19 protein-coding genes are annotated in these 15,536 nt (G+C 36.2%); 9 read left to right on the top strand and 10 right to left on the bottom strand.

The window, feature by feature from the left end:
* Positions 1-241: 241 nt before the first annotated feature.
* Positions 242-1,441 (top strand): MFS transporter, encoded by a 1,200-nt coding sequence (locus ACXYMX_RS14405; RefSeq protein ID WP_459044951.1) that lies wholly within the window; start codon positions 242-244, stop codon positions 1,439-1,441.
* Between the two features lie 280 nt (positions 1,442-1,721).
* Entirely contained in the window at positions 1,722-2,153 is a 432-nt protein-coding gene (locus ACXYMX_RS14410) for a hypothetical protein (protein WP_459044952.1), read from the top strand.
* A 340-nt stretch (positions 2,154-2,493) separates the two neighbouring features.
* Here ACXYMX_RS14410 and ACXYMX_RS14415 read toward each other — a convergent pair whose 3' ends face one another.
* The 4 genes from ACXYMX_RS14415 to ACXYMX_RS14430 form a co-directional block, all read right to left on the bottom strand.
* On the bottom strand, positions 2,494-3,342 hold the full coding sequence (locus tag ACXYMX_RS14415) for a DegV family protein (RefSeq protein WP_459044953.1): 849 nt from the start codon (positions 3,340-3,342) through the stop codon (positions 2,494-2,496).
* 210 nt (positions 3,343-3,552) lie between these two features.
* A complete protein-coding gene (gene msrA, locus ACXYMX_RS14420; protein ID WP_459044954.1) occupies positions 3,553-4,083 on the bottom strand; it encodes a peptide-methionine (S)-S-oxide reductase MsrA in 531 nt (176 codons plus the stop codon).
* 193 nt (positions 4,084-4,276) lie between these two features.
* Complete coding sequence (locus ACXYMX_RS14425; RefSeq protein ID WP_459044955.1) at positions 4,277-4,375, bottom strand: YjcZ family sporulation protein; 99 nt, start codon at positions 4,373-4,375, stop codon at positions 4,277-4,279.
* A 155-nt stretch (positions 4,376-4,530) separates the two neighbouring features.
* Entirely contained in the window at positions 4,531-5,097 is a 567-nt protein-coding gene (locus tag ACXYMX_RS14430) for a biotin transporter BioY (protein ID WP_459044956.1), read from the bottom strand.
* A gap of 236 nt (positions 5,098-5,333) precedes the next feature.
* On the opposite strand from ACXYMX_RS14430, the gene ACXYMX_RS14435 reads away from it, so the two are divergent.
* The 3 genes from ACXYMX_RS14435 to ACXYMX_RS14445 all read left to right on the top strand — a co-directional run bounded on the left by ACXYMX_RS14435 (position 5,334) and on the right by ACXYMX_RS14445 (position 8,090).
* Positions 5,334-6,293, top strand: coding sequence for an LCP family protein (locus ACXYMX_RS14435; RefSeq protein WP_459044957.1), 960 nt, complete (start codon positions 5,334-5,336; stop codon positions 6,291-6,293).
* A gap of 27 nt (positions 6,294-6,320) precedes the next feature.
* Positions 6,321-7,532, top strand: coding sequence for an AI-2E family transporter (locus tag ACXYMX_RS14440; protein ID WP_459044958.1), 1,212 nt, complete (start codon positions 6,321-6,323; stop codon positions 7,530-7,532).
* Between the two features lie 144 nt (positions 7,533-7,676).
* The gene (locus ACXYMX_RS14445) at positions 7,677-8,090 is read left to right on the top strand and encodes a MarR family winged helix-turn-helix transcriptional regulator (RefSeq protein WP_459044959.1); all 414 of its coding nucleotides are present in this window, start codon (positions 7,677-7,679) and stop codon (positions 8,088-8,090) included.
* Positions 8,091-8,759: 669 nt separating this feature from the next.
* Here ACXYMX_RS14445 and ACXYMX_RS14450 read toward each other — a convergent pair.
* The 4 genes from ACXYMX_RS14450 to ACXYMX_RS14465 form a co-directional block, all read right to left on the bottom strand.
* Positions 8,760-9,902 carry a glycosyl hydrolase family 18 protein gene (locus ACXYMX_RS14450; protein WP_459044960.1) on the bottom strand — a complete coding sequence of 381 codons (1,143 nt, stop codon included), beginning with the start codon at positions 9,900-9,902 and terminating at the stop codon, positions 8,760-8,762.
* A gap of 50 nt (positions 9,903-9,952) precedes the next feature.
* Positions 9,953-10,294 (bottom strand): hypothetical protein, encoded by a 342-nt coding sequence (locus ACXYMX_RS14455; RefSeq protein ID WP_459044961.1) that lies wholly within the window; start codon positions 10,292-10,294, stop codon positions 9,953-9,955.
* A gap of 204 nt (positions 10,295-10,498) precedes the next feature.
* A complete protein-coding gene (locus tag ACXYMX_RS14460; RefSeq protein WP_459044989.1) occupies positions 10,499-11,149 on the bottom strand; it encodes an MOSC domain-containing protein in 651 nt (216 codons plus the stop codon).
* A gap of 10 nt (positions 11,150-11,159) precedes the next feature.
* A complete protein-coding gene (locus tag ACXYMX_RS14465; protein WP_459044990.1) occupies positions 11,160-11,351 on the bottom strand; it encodes a cysteine-rich CWC family protein in 192 nt (63 codons plus the stop codon).
* A 161-nt stretch (positions 11,352-11,512) separates the two neighbouring features.
* On the opposite strand from ACXYMX_RS14465, the gene ACXYMX_RS14470 reads away from it, so the two are divergent.
* The 4 genes from ACXYMX_RS14470 (at position 11,513) to ACXYMX_RS14485 (ending at position 13,883) form a co-directional block, all read left to right on the top strand.
* Positions 11,513-11,983, top strand: coding sequence for a hypothetical protein (locus tag ACXYMX_RS14470; RefSeq protein WP_459044962.1), 471 nt, complete (start codon positions 11,513-11,515; stop codon positions 11,981-11,983).
* Between the two features lie 158 nt (positions 11,984-12,141).
* On the top strand, positions 12,142-12,516 hold the full coding sequence (locus ACXYMX_RS14475; protein ID WP_459044963.1) for a hypothetical protein: 375 nt from the start codon (positions 12,142-12,144) through the stop codon (positions 12,514-12,516).
* 191 nt (positions 12,517-12,707) lie between these two features.
* Positions 12,708-13,493, top strand: a complete 786-nt coding sequence (locus ACXYMX_RS14480; RefSeq protein ID WP_459044964.1) for an LAGLIDADG family homing endonuclease — start codon at positions 12,708-12,710, stop codon at positions 13,491-13,493.
* An 18-nt stretch (positions 13,494-13,511) separates the two neighbouring features.
* Positions 13,512-13,883 (top strand): rRNA methyltransferase, encoded by a 372-nt coding sequence (locus tag ACXYMX_RS14485; RefSeq protein ID WP_459044965.1) that lies wholly within the window; start codon positions 13,512-13,514, stop codon positions 13,881-13,883.
* A 202-nt stretch (positions 13,884-14,085) separates the two neighbouring features.
* Here the strand turns inward: ACXYMX_RS14485 and ACXYMX_RS14490 are convergent, their stop codons facing one another.
* A complete protein-coding gene (locus tag ACXYMX_RS14490; RefSeq protein ID WP_459044966.1) occupies positions 14,086-14,223 on the bottom strand; it encodes a hypothetical protein in 138 nt (45 codons plus the stop codon).
* A 56-nt stretch (positions 14,224-14,279) separates the two neighbouring features.
* A complete protein-coding gene (locus ACXYMX_RS14495; protein ID WP_459044967.1) occupies positions 14,280-15,491 on the bottom strand; it encodes an MFS transporter in 1,212 nt (403 codons plus the stop codon).
* Positions 15,492-15,536 lie beyond the last annotated feature (45 nt).

The following is a 15,536-nucleotide window of genomic DNA, read 5'->3' on the forward strand; positions in this document are numbered from 1 at the left end:
CCCTAAAGGGGCTTCAAGGTTTTTAAATTGTGAAATCAGCACTTTAACAATGGAAAAACAGCTAATGAAAACGCATTCACTAAAAACTATATGAACAAAGAAATATGCCCCCTAAAAATAACTCCCACAAAAACTTGACTCAATCTCTGCACTAGCTCTTATAAAATTTTCCGTTTACTATGATAGTATAAACTTAAAGTGTTGATAAATTGACACGGAAATGTCGAAGGAGATATTTTTTATGACTAGTAGGGAAGAGAAGAAGCAAGCATTTATAATAATCATCACGATATTCTTATTATCGATAAACCTCCGACCGGCAATAACCTCAATAGGTCCGATGCTTGATATTATTCGGGAAGATTTAGTACTTTCAAATACACAAGTGACTTTACTGACAGCACTACCCGTAATTTGTATGGGGATTTTTGCATCGCTCGCTCCTGTGTTGAATCGAAAGTTTGGTCTTAAGACCGTTATTTACGTAATGCTTACAATCATAGGGCTAGCGACAGCCTCACGGGGTCTTATTGGAGGTTATGCAGTATTAATTATTTCTGCACTCCTAGTAGGAATTGCAATCGCAGTTATTGGCCCACTTATTTCAGCGATGATAAAGCAACATTTTCCCGATCGAGCGGCTACTGTCATTGGTGTTTATTCGCTCGGAATGGGGGTTGGTTCCGCTGCGAGTGCCGGGCTGACTGTTGTTTTTTTTGAAATGACAGGTTCCTATCTGTTTGCACTTAGTATATGGTCCGTACTTGTTCTAGTTGTATTAATTTCATGGTTCTTCGCGATGAAAAGCCAAATAGAAGTTCGTCAGCAAGCACCTGAGATTGTAAAGGCCAAGCGTGGCCAAGCGTTGTCTCCATGGAAATCAAAGAAGAGTTGGCTCTATTTATTATTTTTCGGTTTGCAATCATCGGCATTCTTTTCAATAATTACATGGCTTGCCCCAATTGCAACTTCAGCAGGAATGACCTTATTGCAAGCGGGTTCACTTCTTAGTCTAATGACGGTTATTCAAATTGTCTTGAATATTACTTTACCGTTACTAATGGAACGGTTTCCTGCGCGAAAGTTTTGGTTGTTCTTCATGACAATCGCTGGAATGCTTGCTGTCGTCCTATTTTGGACAGGTATTCATCCACTCATGTGGGTAGGCGCATTCCTCATGGGAATCCCCCTTGGCGGTTTGTTCCCAGTTGCGTTGCTCTTACCATTAGACGAAACTGAGACGGCTGAGGAGGCTAGTACATGGACGGCAATGATGCAGACAGGGGGGTTCATTATCGGGGGACTCCTGCCACTCCTAATCGCCCTTGTCTTTGACTGGACGGCAAATCATAATTTTACGTTCATCATATTTATGGCATTATACATGATGATGTTTTTACTTTCCTTTATTATTGGGGACAAAAAGACTTCGACTACTTAATTTAAATAGAAATGGGTAATGGCAATTTGAATTACACGTAAGGAAACAAAAAAAGCGAGTAGGCTATATGAATTAGCCCGTTCAGTTCACTGGTACAAAAGTTGAATTAACAAGCGAAATAACATTGATTTAAAACAATGATCAGCATCCCAAATAGCGGTGCTTTTCTATATTAAAAAGGATTTATGTGGAAATAATGGTATAATACCTAGGTTAAATATATATTTACCATTCAACAAACGGGCCATTTTGTGAAAGTAAGCTACGGGGAGGTCGTTTTATGTATCGTTTATTGAGCACATTTGTTTTGTCAATATTCTTATTAGTGGGTTGTCAAACTGATAAAGACATTTCATCAACTACTCCTGAAGGGGCTTTGGATCAAATCCATTCTAAAGGATCTTATGCGAAACCTTCAGAAATTTACCAGGTTATTGAAATTGAAGAAGGAAGAGTTATTGCTGTATACAAAGGAGAAATAGATAATGCGGAAGATATGTATGTTGCCAATATCGAAAGTGACGATGGAAAATGGTTGGTAACTGACGCAATGAATATTGGTATGCCCTCTGCTGAAAAACTTGAACAAAGCTCTTTGACTGATAGGTTTGAAGCAGGTTATACAACAGATAAAATTAGCTCAAGTGGGGATATTCGAATAGTTAAATTTAATGATAGTGATTTTAATGTTTGGATTAAAGTATTCAAATAACATTTTTAAACCGTGCAAATCTTACAGTGATATGCTGTTAACGGGCGCGTTTGTGGAATAGTAAAAGTAAAAAAGGACCTTATGGTCCTTTTTTTATTTGGATAAGAAATGTAATATTGTGTTTTAACACACAAATTAACAATGGTATTAACACTTACATTAGCAGGGTTGTCAGTAAGGTGTCTAAAATAGGTGTGTTTTATTCACGAACGTTGATGCATAGGTAAAAGGAAAGAGTCCAATTCATATGTGATTTTGGACTCTACTAGTGTGTTTAATTGATGTTTTGTACCACTCAACTGAACGGGTTACTATATGAATAGCTTCTCGCTTTTTTGTATTAATAAGTAACCCAACTTAACCCGGTTGTTCCTTCGCCTGCATGAACACCCACACACACACTAAGTGATTCAACGTGTACCTTTAAATTCGGAAACTCTTTTAGAAGTTCGCTTTGCCAAATGGTTGCGTCTGTCGAATTGTTGCAATGAATTACAGCAACTTCTGGAACTTTACCTACTAGCATATCTTTGCGTAGTAAACTTGTCACATTGTTTTTAGCGCGATCATTCGTTCGAACTTTTTGTTTCAGTAAAGGTTTGCCATTTTCAAAACTAATCACAACTTTTATGTTCAACAAATTACTAATAAATGTTTGGGTGCCGGAGACACGGCCACTCTTATGCAATTGGTTAAGACTCGCGGGTATAAAGGATAATCTCGATTTAGAAGCCATATCTGTAATAGAAGCAATAACTTCTTCTGGATTTTGACCTTTGGCAAATAATTCATTTCCGTGTTCGATCATTTTCGTCATAGGAAAAGAGCCGATTTTTGAGTCGATTGTATATACTTTTAACTCAGTCATTTCAGATGCTGCTTGTGCACTCTCGAACGTGCCTGAAATTCCGCTCGATACGTGCAAGGCAACTACGACGTCGTAACCTTCCAATTGCAACTGGTCATATAAAGCCAGCCTCTCTCCAATAGCCGGCTGCGAAGTTTTAGGTGAGACTTTAGTTTTTTGCAATTTTTCGTAAAACTCTTTTTGTGTTAACTCAATTGATTCTTTATAGGATCCATCTGGAAAAACAACACTGAGGGGCAGGATATGTACATTATTCAACTTGATGAAGGCATCGTCTAGTTGCGCTGCAGTATCAGTAATCCAAGCTATTTTCTTACTCATAAGAACTTCTCCTCTTAATGTAATTTATTATCAGCATAATCGTACTACTATCGATAACTTACACTACTGAATAAGAGACTACTAGTGACAGTTGTCATATAAAGAAGAAATCCCAAAGTAACTGTCATAATTTGAACATATTCTGCATAACAATTTAACCTTACTTGAAAAGCTACACCCAACATTCTGTTTTTCATACATACTTATTCGTTAAGACCAGTGACTTTCAATGAATTCATCTCTTCCAGAACGGGCACGGTCTTCTTCATAATGCTCTTTTTCTTTTTCATAATAATCTTGATGATATTCTTCAGCTTTGTAAAACGTTACTGCTGGACGAATAGGGGTAACGATTGGCTTAGAAAAGAGTCCACTTGCCTCTAACTTTTCTTTAGACGATACTGCGAGTTCGCGTTGCTTATCGGTGTAGTAGAATATAGCAGTTGAATAGGAATGTCCACGATCTTGAAATTGACCATCTGCATCCGTAGGGTCTATTTGTTGCCAATAAACATCTACTAGTTTTTCAAAAGGAAATATAGTTGGATCATATGTAATTTCAACTACTTCCAGATGACCTGAGTCACCTTTTTTCACATCTTCGTATGTTGGATCTTTCACATGCCCACCCATATATCCCGACACAACGTCATGGATGCCTTCCCATTGTTTAAAAGGCTTGACCATACACCAAAAACACCCTCCAGCAAACGAAACTTTTTCTATCTTCTTTTCAGTCATCAATACCAGCTTCCTTCCATTCATCTTTATAGAAATATCATAACATATTGAATGGGTCTTCATAAATAAATGATGTACTACTCAAATCCAAAACAATAAAAACTGTCTGGATAGTCAGAAAATCTGACCTTCCAGACAGTCGCTTTGTTAGTAGGTGCCGGTGAGCGGCGGAGATTAGTTTAAAAGCAGCTGATTAATAGAGATAGCTCGCACCTATGATAATTAAAAGGATGAATAGTACTACAATCAAAGCGAACGAAGAACCTGCACCACGTCCATGTTCGTAACTCATATAAAACACCGCCTTTCTTTAAGAATCTATCTATAGCATATGCAGAACTTTCAGAAGGGAGTGGGGAATAGTCAGGTTGAATAATTGGAGTGTATTCTTAGTTAATAGAAAAATACCACTCTCATTGAATTATGAAAGTGGTATAATTATGAAGTTTACTTAGTTGTAGCCCATGCTGTTAACATGCTAGTTGATTTTAATCGATTTCTTACGGCAATACCTGCCCATGCTGCCATTCCGGCTTTAAGTAATCCTACGATTATAAATGGTGCAAAACCACCAGCAAAAGCCGCTGCCCATGAAAGATTTGCGCTAAACATAAGCCAAGCTGTCCCGAAAATTAATGCAATAAAAGTACCGATTATATTAGCAATAAGTGCGTTTTTCATATTAAACTTCGTTTTTTCTAAAATATAGCCAATAACAAAAGCTGTAGGTATAAATCCAATTAAATAACCACCTGTTGGTCCGAAGAGAATCCCTAATCCGCCTTTCATTTGTGCGAAAACAGGAAGTCCGATTGCGCCTAAACTTAAATATACTAGAACAGAAAGAGTTCCATATCTCGATCCTAGTATCGTAGCAGCGAGACCGATTGCAAGTGTTTGTCCCGTAATTGGAACAAGTGGTAATGGTACCGTAACTTGAGCTAATACACCAATGATTGCGGCGAAAAGTGCAGAGATAATCATCATTCTTAATTTGTAACTAGATGCTGTCATTTTCAATTCCTCCCTTTATTGTGTTAACCACAAAAATTTAATGGTTAACACAATTTAGTATATATCATATTATTGAATTTCGTCAACATTAAAAATAAACTTCGTACATATCTGAAGGAGAAAGACACAAACTATAGATGGAAAGAGTTTTCAAAGGTATACTTGGGACTATGGAGTGCAACCAATCCGATTTCACGGCGTCCTAAAAAGGAAATCATTTCTTGGAGGAATTACTTATGGAAAACTTTAATGATGAACCGATACCAAAAAGAAGAAGGAAAAGAAAACTACGCCTAGGTAGAGTCGTAATAACATTAATGACACTCGTTTTCATAGTGGCTGGATTTTATTCCTTTGTTCAATATAATGCAGGTAAATCCATTGCAGAAGGGAATCTGATTGATCCTGGTTTATTTAAAGGCGACGCAATCCACCCTAAATATCCTTCTGTTGAAAACTATTTATTACTAGGAATCGATGATGATGGCAGTGGTAAATCTCGTACAGATACGATGATGGTGTTGTCTTGGGATAAAGGAGATGGGACAATGCATGTCATTTCGTTTATGAGGGATATTTATGCCGAAATTCCAGGCTATAAATCGTATAAGCTAAATACTGCATACTATCTGAATGGCGTTCAAACTGCTAAAGACACAATTACTGGTATGTTCGGCATTCCGATTCATCATTATGCAGTTGTTGATTTTAATAACTTTGAATCGATTGTTGATATCGCATTTCCAAACGGAGTTGAAATTGACGTTAAAAAAGAAATGTCTGAGTATATTGGAGTTACATTAATGCCAGGGAAAAAAAGACTGAACGGTCAAGAATTACTTGGTTATGCTAGATTTCGTGCAGATAGTGAAGGAGATTTTGGACGCGTAGCACGTCAACAAGAGGTATTGTCGGCTATGAAGGAAGAAGCAATGCGACCAGGAATGATTGTTGCCGCCCCTAAACTTGCAGGAGCAATCTCTGGATTCGTATACACTGACCTTTCTTCTAAAGATGAAATTTCACGAGCAATCTCACTTATACTGAAAAAAGGTGCTGAGATACAGACGATGACAGTACCTATCGAAGGTACATATTCATTTAAGACATATTCTCACGCGGGTTCAGTTATCGAGCTTGATAAAGAAAAGAATAAAGAAGCGATTTCTGACTTTCTAAATTTACCCCTGAATTAACAATACTCTAGTGAAGGTGGAATAGAGATGGATGTAAATAATGAAAAGCAATCACAAAGAAATGGCAAGTTTACTACTAATATCATTAGTTTTCTTGGTGGACGCAACACATTATTCATCTTAGCATCAATCCTGCTAATCGGACTTATAATTCTAGTTTTCGATCAAATATCATTTGTATTCTATCCACTTAAAGTCTTTTTTTCTACTGTTGTTTTACCAGTTATCCTGGCAACCATATCCTATTACTTGTTGCGCCCCATTTTACGATTGCTCGAAAGATTACGCATTCCAAGAATTTGGGGAATATTGATTATTTTCTTAGGCGCGATAGGGTTAATTACATTGCTTACATTTCTAGTTTTGCCTTTTCTAAAATTACAGTTTACTAATCTTGTTGATGATTTCCCAACATATTTCAAAGAATTAATGATTACAATCGATAACTTCTTAAGCGCTTCATTGTTCTCCTCTTATTATGAAGCGCTTAATATAAATATTCCTGTCTTAATAGAAACACTTCCCGCAAATATAGGAAATATTTTTACTGATACAATTGGAGGTATCGCTGTCGGTGTTACTTCTTTTGTATCAGCATTAACCGGATTTATTCTTGCAATTGTAACAGTACCTTTCATCTTGTTTTATTTGTTAAAAGATGGCGAAAAGCTTCCGCAGTACTTTTTAAAAATATTGCCACCACGTATGCGAGATGATGCGAAAAACATTTTAAAAGATGCAGATCACCAAATTAGTTCCTATATACTTGGCCAGATTTTAGTAGCTATATCTATTGGTATAATGGTTTCGATTGGCTTTAAAATCATCGGTATGGAGTATGCTCTATTGCTAGGGGTTATTGCCATGTTTACAAGTGTAGTTCCTTACCTAGGTCCACTCATCGCAATTACACCTGCTGTTATTATTGCGATTGTATCTTCACCTTGGATGATTGTTAAGTTGGCAATTGTATGGACAGTTGTTCAATTAATCGACGGGAAATTTATATCTCCTCAAATAATGGGGAAATCACTTCAAATCCACCCGATTACGATTATATTTGTACTCTTAACTGCAGGCTCTATTTTCGGTGTGCCAGGGGTAATTTTGGGAATCCCTGGATATGCATTACTAAAAGTTTTTGTGACACACTTATTTAAGTTGTATAAAGGACGTTACAATAAGTATGAATCAAGCTCGGTTTTTTATTATGAAGATACTGATATTCCTAAACTTTAAGTCTAGTTATGAAAACAAAAGGTCGTAAAAACGAATAACGCTGTTTTTGTTGGATTGCTACTTGTCTAAGGTGTACGCACTCGTATAGCCCGGGTGCGTTTTTTATATGTATAATAAAAAGCAAACTGGCAGGGGGAATAGGCAATGGATAAAATGGTTCCGATTTTTCATTCTCTATCAAAAAGTCTTTATAATATACAAAAAAATAGTTGTGAAGATATTTCAGTTGTTCAGAGTTCGATCTTGTATCAGATTGACAAACATACAAAAGCCTCTATGCAAAAAGTGGCGGAGACTGTAGGAATGGATATTACGACTTTTTCAAGACAAATTGGAACGCTAGAAAAGAAAGAGTATGTAACTAGAACCCCATTAGAAGAAGATCGACGCATAAACATATTGTCGTTAACTCGAAAAGGAAAAGATGTTGTTGTTGCAATGAACGACCGCATCTCGTTGACGCTCGAGAAAGAGTTTAGTTCTTTGAGTGAATTTGAACGTGAAATCGTAAAACTTTCTATGAGTCTAATGGCGAAAAAGCTACGAAAAGGTGACTGACCAAGAATGAATAATCAGAAGAAAGACAATGCTTGCACCTTGCAAACAAGATTCCGAAAGATTGGTTGCAAAGTGCAAGTGTGGTCAGATTGTTTATTACAAGTTAAAAAAGTGAGTCTAGAGACACTTGATTCCTATGAACATTAACTCATCGTTTGCAAGTTGCAACTAAGTTTTTAACGATTCAAGTTGACATAACTATATTATGTTGCTTACGGAGGCATAATCTCTTACAGGCTTTACCTGTAGATTATGCTTTTTAAAATGTATAACCCTAAATTCATTATTATTTTTATAAAAAGAGCCCTGGAAAAAATGTTTTACGAATAAATACGTCACTTTTCCATATTCCATCATTTAATAAAGAGAACGAATAAGTTTCTTTAAAGGGGTGGATGGGTGTGACGAAAAGAAACAGAGGCAAAATATTAAATAAGCTACCTTCAAGCGGACGGGGATCCTGTCCATTATGTACGAGAGGCGGAGTTAAGTTATTGTATACCTGAAAAACGGATTCAAATGAGGTCGTTCAAGTATGCAAGTTCTGCCGAGAAAGAGACCACCAAGTGCATCAATGAGGACGGAACTCTTATCAAAAGTACATCACCAAAGTCTTTAAGTGATGTACTTTTGTTTTACCTTCACTATTTAAAGAGTACTTTTGGATTTCTACACTTTTTTTCGTATGATAAAGTTATCTTCGAGCAACAACCAGTTTTGTGGAAATGGATAACCAAGCACCCAGTAACTGATTCCTCGTAATTTGTACTCTTTTACGATGTTAAACTTCGCTTGTGCGCTACGCGCATCTTCAAACCATACTTCATGTTCACGACCTTCTTCATCTAAATATCTGAAATAGGGAGACTCAGCAACCGACTCATATTGAATCGCTACTTTATTCTTTATCGCTCTTCGCAAAGCTTCTTGCTGACTGAATGTTTCTGCTTCCTGTCCGTCCTTATGGGGAAGTAGCCAATCGCGTGCATAAATTTGAAAGCCGAAAAGGATTTTATCTCTTGGTATTACTGTCACAGCATAATCAAGAACTCGTTTTATTTCATTGAGTGGTGAAATTGCTTGAGGAGGGCCCAGTCTATACCCCCACTCATAGGTCATCAAGACAACAAAGTCTACGATTCTTCCATGTGCTTCGTAATCATGCGCCTCATATAACAGACCTTTTTGATCGCCACTAATCTTTGGTGCCAGAGCCGATGAAACAAAATAGCCCTCAGGATGTAGCTTTTCCACAGCCAACTTTAGAAACTGATTGTAATTTTCACGATCTGCTGGGAAGACGTTTTCGAAATCAACATTTAAGCCCTTATACCCTTTTTCTTTCATGACAGTTAGAATGTTTGCAAGTACTTTCTCCTGCAACTCCCGACTCGATAAGACAGTATGTGCAAGATTGGATCCAGCAGTAGTCGCACTGAAATTCGTTATGGCCATTACAGGAATAACCTTTTCTGCGGCGGCAACTTTTAAAAGTTCACTATCATCTAAGGTTGTTAACTCACCATTTTCATTTATGCCATAAACAAATGGCATGAGATAAGTCATGTCTGCGCCTACTTCTTGAACTTCTTTCGCTCCTGTTTCACCTGCATTGATAGTATACGCATTCACATCAATTACTGGCTTGGGAAGAGTGTTTTGAGCCTCTGTAGGGATTACAAGTGCCTGACCGACAACTAGCTCATTTGGATATTCTAATGCATTTGCTTCAATAATTTTATTGGTTGTTAACCCGTAGTGGTGGGACAGGGCGGATAATGTATCTCCTTTTTGTACTACATAAACCTGCACATCGTTTCTCTCCTTGTAATTCAATTCGATACACAAAAGAGCAGAAGTCATTACCATTGAAGCATAATATACATTCGGCAACATTCCCCTAGACGTTCCGAGTTGTCTAGTTCAATTCGAATACCAGATGGAGTGAAAGATGCTTTCACTTTTGATGTAATTCCTGTGGAGGTTATTAACTTCTCTACATTTTCTGTGTTTGAAAGTTGGGCTTCATTCATAAGTTTTACTGCAAAGTCGTCAGAATCTGCGATTTTTTCTATTAATAAATTAGCTTGACTCATTAACTTTTTAAACCTTCTGACAGACACATGAAACTTTTTCGTATCAACGTGTGGGAAAACACTCAGGGAATTGGTATCCAAATTCTTTTGGAGATGTAAATAATGCAATTGGAATACCTCCTTTTTATCTATACTATGTCTAATAGGATGAATAGAATGTATTTAAGAAATATATGATAGCGAGAGTATGTATAAATTAGTGAATGGGATAATTCACAATGAAATACCCCATCCTTGAGTTTTCACTCGCTAGATGGGGTATTTCACTTGATTACTTATTTGAATGCAACCTAAGGGATGAAACTTAATAATTTATTTCGTTAATTGGTTTAACCGCTTCTCTAATCGATCTCGCCAATCACTGGCTAATTCTTGTACGCTTAACACTTTATTTATCCCTTCACTATCCGTTCGATTGTGAAAGTATATTTGATTGGCATAGGAAACTGATACACGACTTGGATGCGGATTGATTAAAGTGATCTTGGAATCTCTTCTAACAGTTCCTTCCTCCAATACGCGACATAGATAACCCGTATATCCCGTCTCTATAATTCTTGCAAGAAGGAGAGGGATTTGTGTTCGCTTTGTAATTGTACTGCAAGGAATTCTACCTTGTGTAATTTGAATAAGCGCATCACCCAAACGAAAGGTGTCGCCAATATGGACCTGATGCTCATTCATATTCGTCACTGTAAGATTTTCTCCAAAGGCGGAGTGGGGGAGGGTAGTCTCAAATTCTTTATTCCAAAGCGAATAATGTTCTTGTGAATACACACATACTGCACGATCTGGACCGCCGTGAAAACGTATATCAGCAACACCATCACCTTGAAACCCCTGCTTTGTTAAGAAAGCTTCTTCAACAGTATCCTTACAAATAGCAGATTCTATTTCTTTTCCATTAGCGTAATCCATTTTTTTCGGTAAACCTATCGAAAAATTAATTAGTTTAATCATAATAAGCATAAACTCACTTTCCATTAGGATGTTTAAAACGTTCTAAACACTCTTTGCATATGCATGTTTTTCGTAAATGATCTACCGGAATTATTTCGAAGATATCCTTTGGGAATACCTCTTTGCTGCACCAACAAATACCGAGTGATTTATCCGTTGAGTTGCAGCAATTGTTATTTTGAAGACAAAGTGGACAGTATTCCATACTTTTTAAATTTGTAGGCAAGTTCTATCACCTTTTCTAATATATATAGTAGAAGCAATCTTTGATTCTTTTAGTATAACAGAAGTTCATTCGTATTCTTTACCTAATTTTAACCTTTGAATTTTATAATAAACAGACTACGATAAAAGAGGAGTGATCTTATGATTCAAGAGGTATTTAAACAGAACCTAATACTGGTACTTATAGCGCCTGTTGTTGCTTCTGTCGTTGCTTCTGTCGTCTTTGTATACTTATTTATGACTATTCCAGATTTTCCATTATGGGCAGCGCTTTTTTTCTTAATACCAATCATACTTTTAATTGCCGGTCTTCGAACAAAACTGATAGTAGAAAAAGACACACTGTTTTTTCAACGAGTTTTCGGCAGTGACAAAGCAATGGTGATGGATGTAGCTCATTTTGCATCAAGAGTAGACGTAACCTATGATAGTGATAACAAATCGAGTTCCAAGTTAGTTGTCGATGTGCACGACAAAACAGGTAATCGCCTTTTCTCATTTCCCGCAAATCTCATTAAAGGGAATAATAGACGGCGGTTCGAAGAAGTGATGACATCTGTTAATCCAGATATTAAGTTTGGTTGGACAACATTTAAAACCTTAGATAGATAATGTGTAACGATAAGTAAATATTGAAAGTACCAAAGGGATTCCATATTAGGAATCCCTTTTTGGTATACTTATACAATCAGAATATCAAAAGGAGCAATTCTTATTGAATAGGCGGCGCTCTAGCTAAAGAGGATTATATGTATAAAAGGGGTAATCAAATGAAGCTTATCATTCCTAAAGGCTGTAACAATGCACCTAGGAAACAAATAGTTTTAGACTTTACCGTTGCTGTATTAATGAAACAAAACGACGTCATAACAGAGTATGCGGATGAAACAATCGTATGGTGGAATATAAAAGACAATACAAAAATAGAAGGTCGTTCTTCATTAAGTTCTGCTTGGCAATCTACTGATAATGATCTTATTGACGTTATCGAAATTTACCAAGTAATAACTCACGGAAAATTTGCTTCAGTAAATGGATTGATTTCATTAACAAATGGTTCGAAAATCGATTTCTGTGATGTATATACGTTTAGCAGTGCTGCAAAATCTGGAAGAGTTATGGAAGTTAAGTCATACAGAGTCTAATTTCCAAAAAACATTGTTACGTATACTAACATAGGCGAATAGCCATTTTATAAGGTTTCTTTGGTTTCAAAATAACTTTAAAGTCTTATCTTCATTCTAAATATGCCCTTTTTGACAACTTGAACATTTGTTCGTATAATTAAGTGAGACTTATATTAATACGATAAACATCAAGTAGGGGAGGGCGAAGAATGGCAAGAAATCCCGGAATGACAGATGATGTAATCATTAAAATGTACAAGAGTGGTATGCCTTTTAAAGAAATGGCTCCAATCGTTGGGATTTCTGACCGAGGCATTAGAGATATCATGTACAAACACGGCGTGCCTATGAACCGTAAACAATATTCAGGACAACCAAGAAAGAACAAAGTAAATGAAGATTACTTTAAAATATGGTCTCATGAAATGGCCTGGGTGTTAGGACTATTTATTACAGATGGCCATGTTAATAACAAACTTCACACAATCTACTTTTCACAAAAAGATGAGAGAATACTTAAGTTAATTTCAAAATATATGGAAGCAGATTACATTCTAGCTCCTACTGGATCAACGAGAAATACACCTACATTAATTATTAATTCGAAGATAATAAAAAGTGATCTTGAGAAACTAGGTATTGGACCGAACAAATCAATGACAATAAAATTTCCGAATGTGCCAGATGAATTTTTATCTTCATTTGTTCGTGGTGTAATTGACGGGGACGGCTGGGTACAGAAAACAGGATATGTAATGAACATTACAACTGGTAGTAAAATTTTCGCTACTGAACTATTAGCATTATTTAAATCTTGGGAATTAAGATCCGAAATAACTAAAACAACTAGTCAAACAGGTCGCACAATTTATCGTACCTGGGTAAAAGGAAAAAATGATTTACCAAAACTCGCAAAGATAATATATCATAATATTTCATCTGATAATTATGTTATTGATAAAAAAATAAGAATGTCTCAACGACTGGACCAATAGAAAGGGAGAATTATTACTATGTGGAAAATGGTAAATGGAAAACTCGTACAAACAACTGATCAATCTAGAGTTAAGTTTAGAACAAACATTAGTGAAGAAGTTTTAGAAAAATTAAAGGTTATAGCTAATGAAAATAATACGCATGTTAATTACTTAATAGAAACAGGTTTAAAAGCCGTTTTAGAAAAAGATACAATATTATTCGATAAAAACTTAAGACCTAAAGATAGAATACAATTCAAAACAACATATGATAAAGAGTTGCTTGAAGATATTAAGAAATTTGCAAAACAAAACAACTATTTTTTAAACGATGTAATTGAGTACAGTGTAAATTATATTGACATTGATAGAAGCAAAAATAGTAGTTATAAACACAGGGTGGAGTAGAACAAGTAATTACTCCACCCCATAGAACGCCCCGAACATAATATAAATTATCGGAAGCTGCATATCATTCATAAGTATACTAGAGATAGTGAGATAAAACGAATAAAACCAATAAATCTATATGGATAAATTGTTGTGTGTATTTGCTGATTTGGTTAGCAAATTGCTGAGTCTAAAGTAATGATTCGCCGATAAGTTTGTTCTAGGCGTCGATATCTGCTCGTTGATCGTCGATAAATCCAACGAATATGACGATATCATCCGACTGAACGCCGATATACAGTGCTGAACCGCCGATATCCATTATCTTACTTAATCTAAACCAATACTTTCCGTACAATCAAAAAAACGATCCATTCTCTATGAATGAATCGTTTTTTGTTATTACTAGATTACTTAAATAGCTTCAGCTTGTGGCTCATCCAGGTTAATATTTCGCTTTTTCATTTGGACAAAAAATAATGCTGTCAAACTTAGGCTAATTACACCGAATACAATAACTACCAGTTGCAGTCCAATGATATCTAGCAAAGCTCCAGCGGATAGTAATACAACTTGGAATACTAAACGTTCTAACATGTTTCGAAACGAGAAAAATCTTCCATGAAACTCTTTTGGCATTTGCTTTTGAAAAATCACCATTGCTGTTGGGAAAAAACAACCTAATGCAAAACCTAATACCGAAAACGCAGTCAGTGTTATAACTGTACTTTCAGCAAAAAAGAGCATAAATTCAGCTACAGCTACCATTGTTGCAAAGAAGAATAAAATGGTCGTTGTTTTCCACTTCTTCCCTATATATTTAACAACAAAAGCTCCTAGCATGAAGGCAATTCCCTCAAATGTGTAGACGAGTCCTTTAATAGAGGCAGAATCTTGTATTTCACTTAAATTTATTACAATCAGATTAAATGATCCAATAAAAAGAAGTGGAATTAACGTCATAACAAGAGTCATACCAACTGCTGGGTAGGCTTTGAGTACTGGAAATACTTCCATAAAGCCCCCACTGTTTGACAAGTTCCTTACTCGGGCCTCGCTCCCCTTCTCTTCATCGATTTTCAGCATCATTGTAAAGAAAAACAATGCCGCATATGCGATCATTGAAGCTACATAAAGTGAGGTTAAAGACCAATACACAAGCATTATTCCTGCAAGTGCCGTACCTAAAACACGAGAAATTGTTGCAACGTTCATATGCAAACCATTCATCGTTAATAATTCTTTATCTTTAACAATTAATGGGATCGTCGATTGCAATGCTGGGAAATAAAATGTGGCCGCGAGCTGAATACTAATCAAATATGCAACCATCCACCATATTGAACCCGTGGCTATTGCGATAAGCATGAAAACTGTACTCAGTAACCTTCCTAAGCCAGATATGATAAGCACGGTTTTCTTCCGGGAGCGATCAATCACTTTACCCGCGAGTGGTCCTACTAGTAATCCTGCTAGCAATCCGAGAGACAATATTAAAGCTTTCACAAAGTCTGATGGAATTTTTTCTTGCATAAATTCAAGATTTCCAATAACTCCGGTCCATAATCCCAATCCTGCAATCATTTCACCTGATAAAATGATCCATATGTTTCTGTTTTTCCACATACATCTATCCCCGTTCTATTATTTCGCTTATCGAATTAGTATAAA

Source organism: Sporosarcina sp. CAU 1771, from assembly GCF_054482775.1.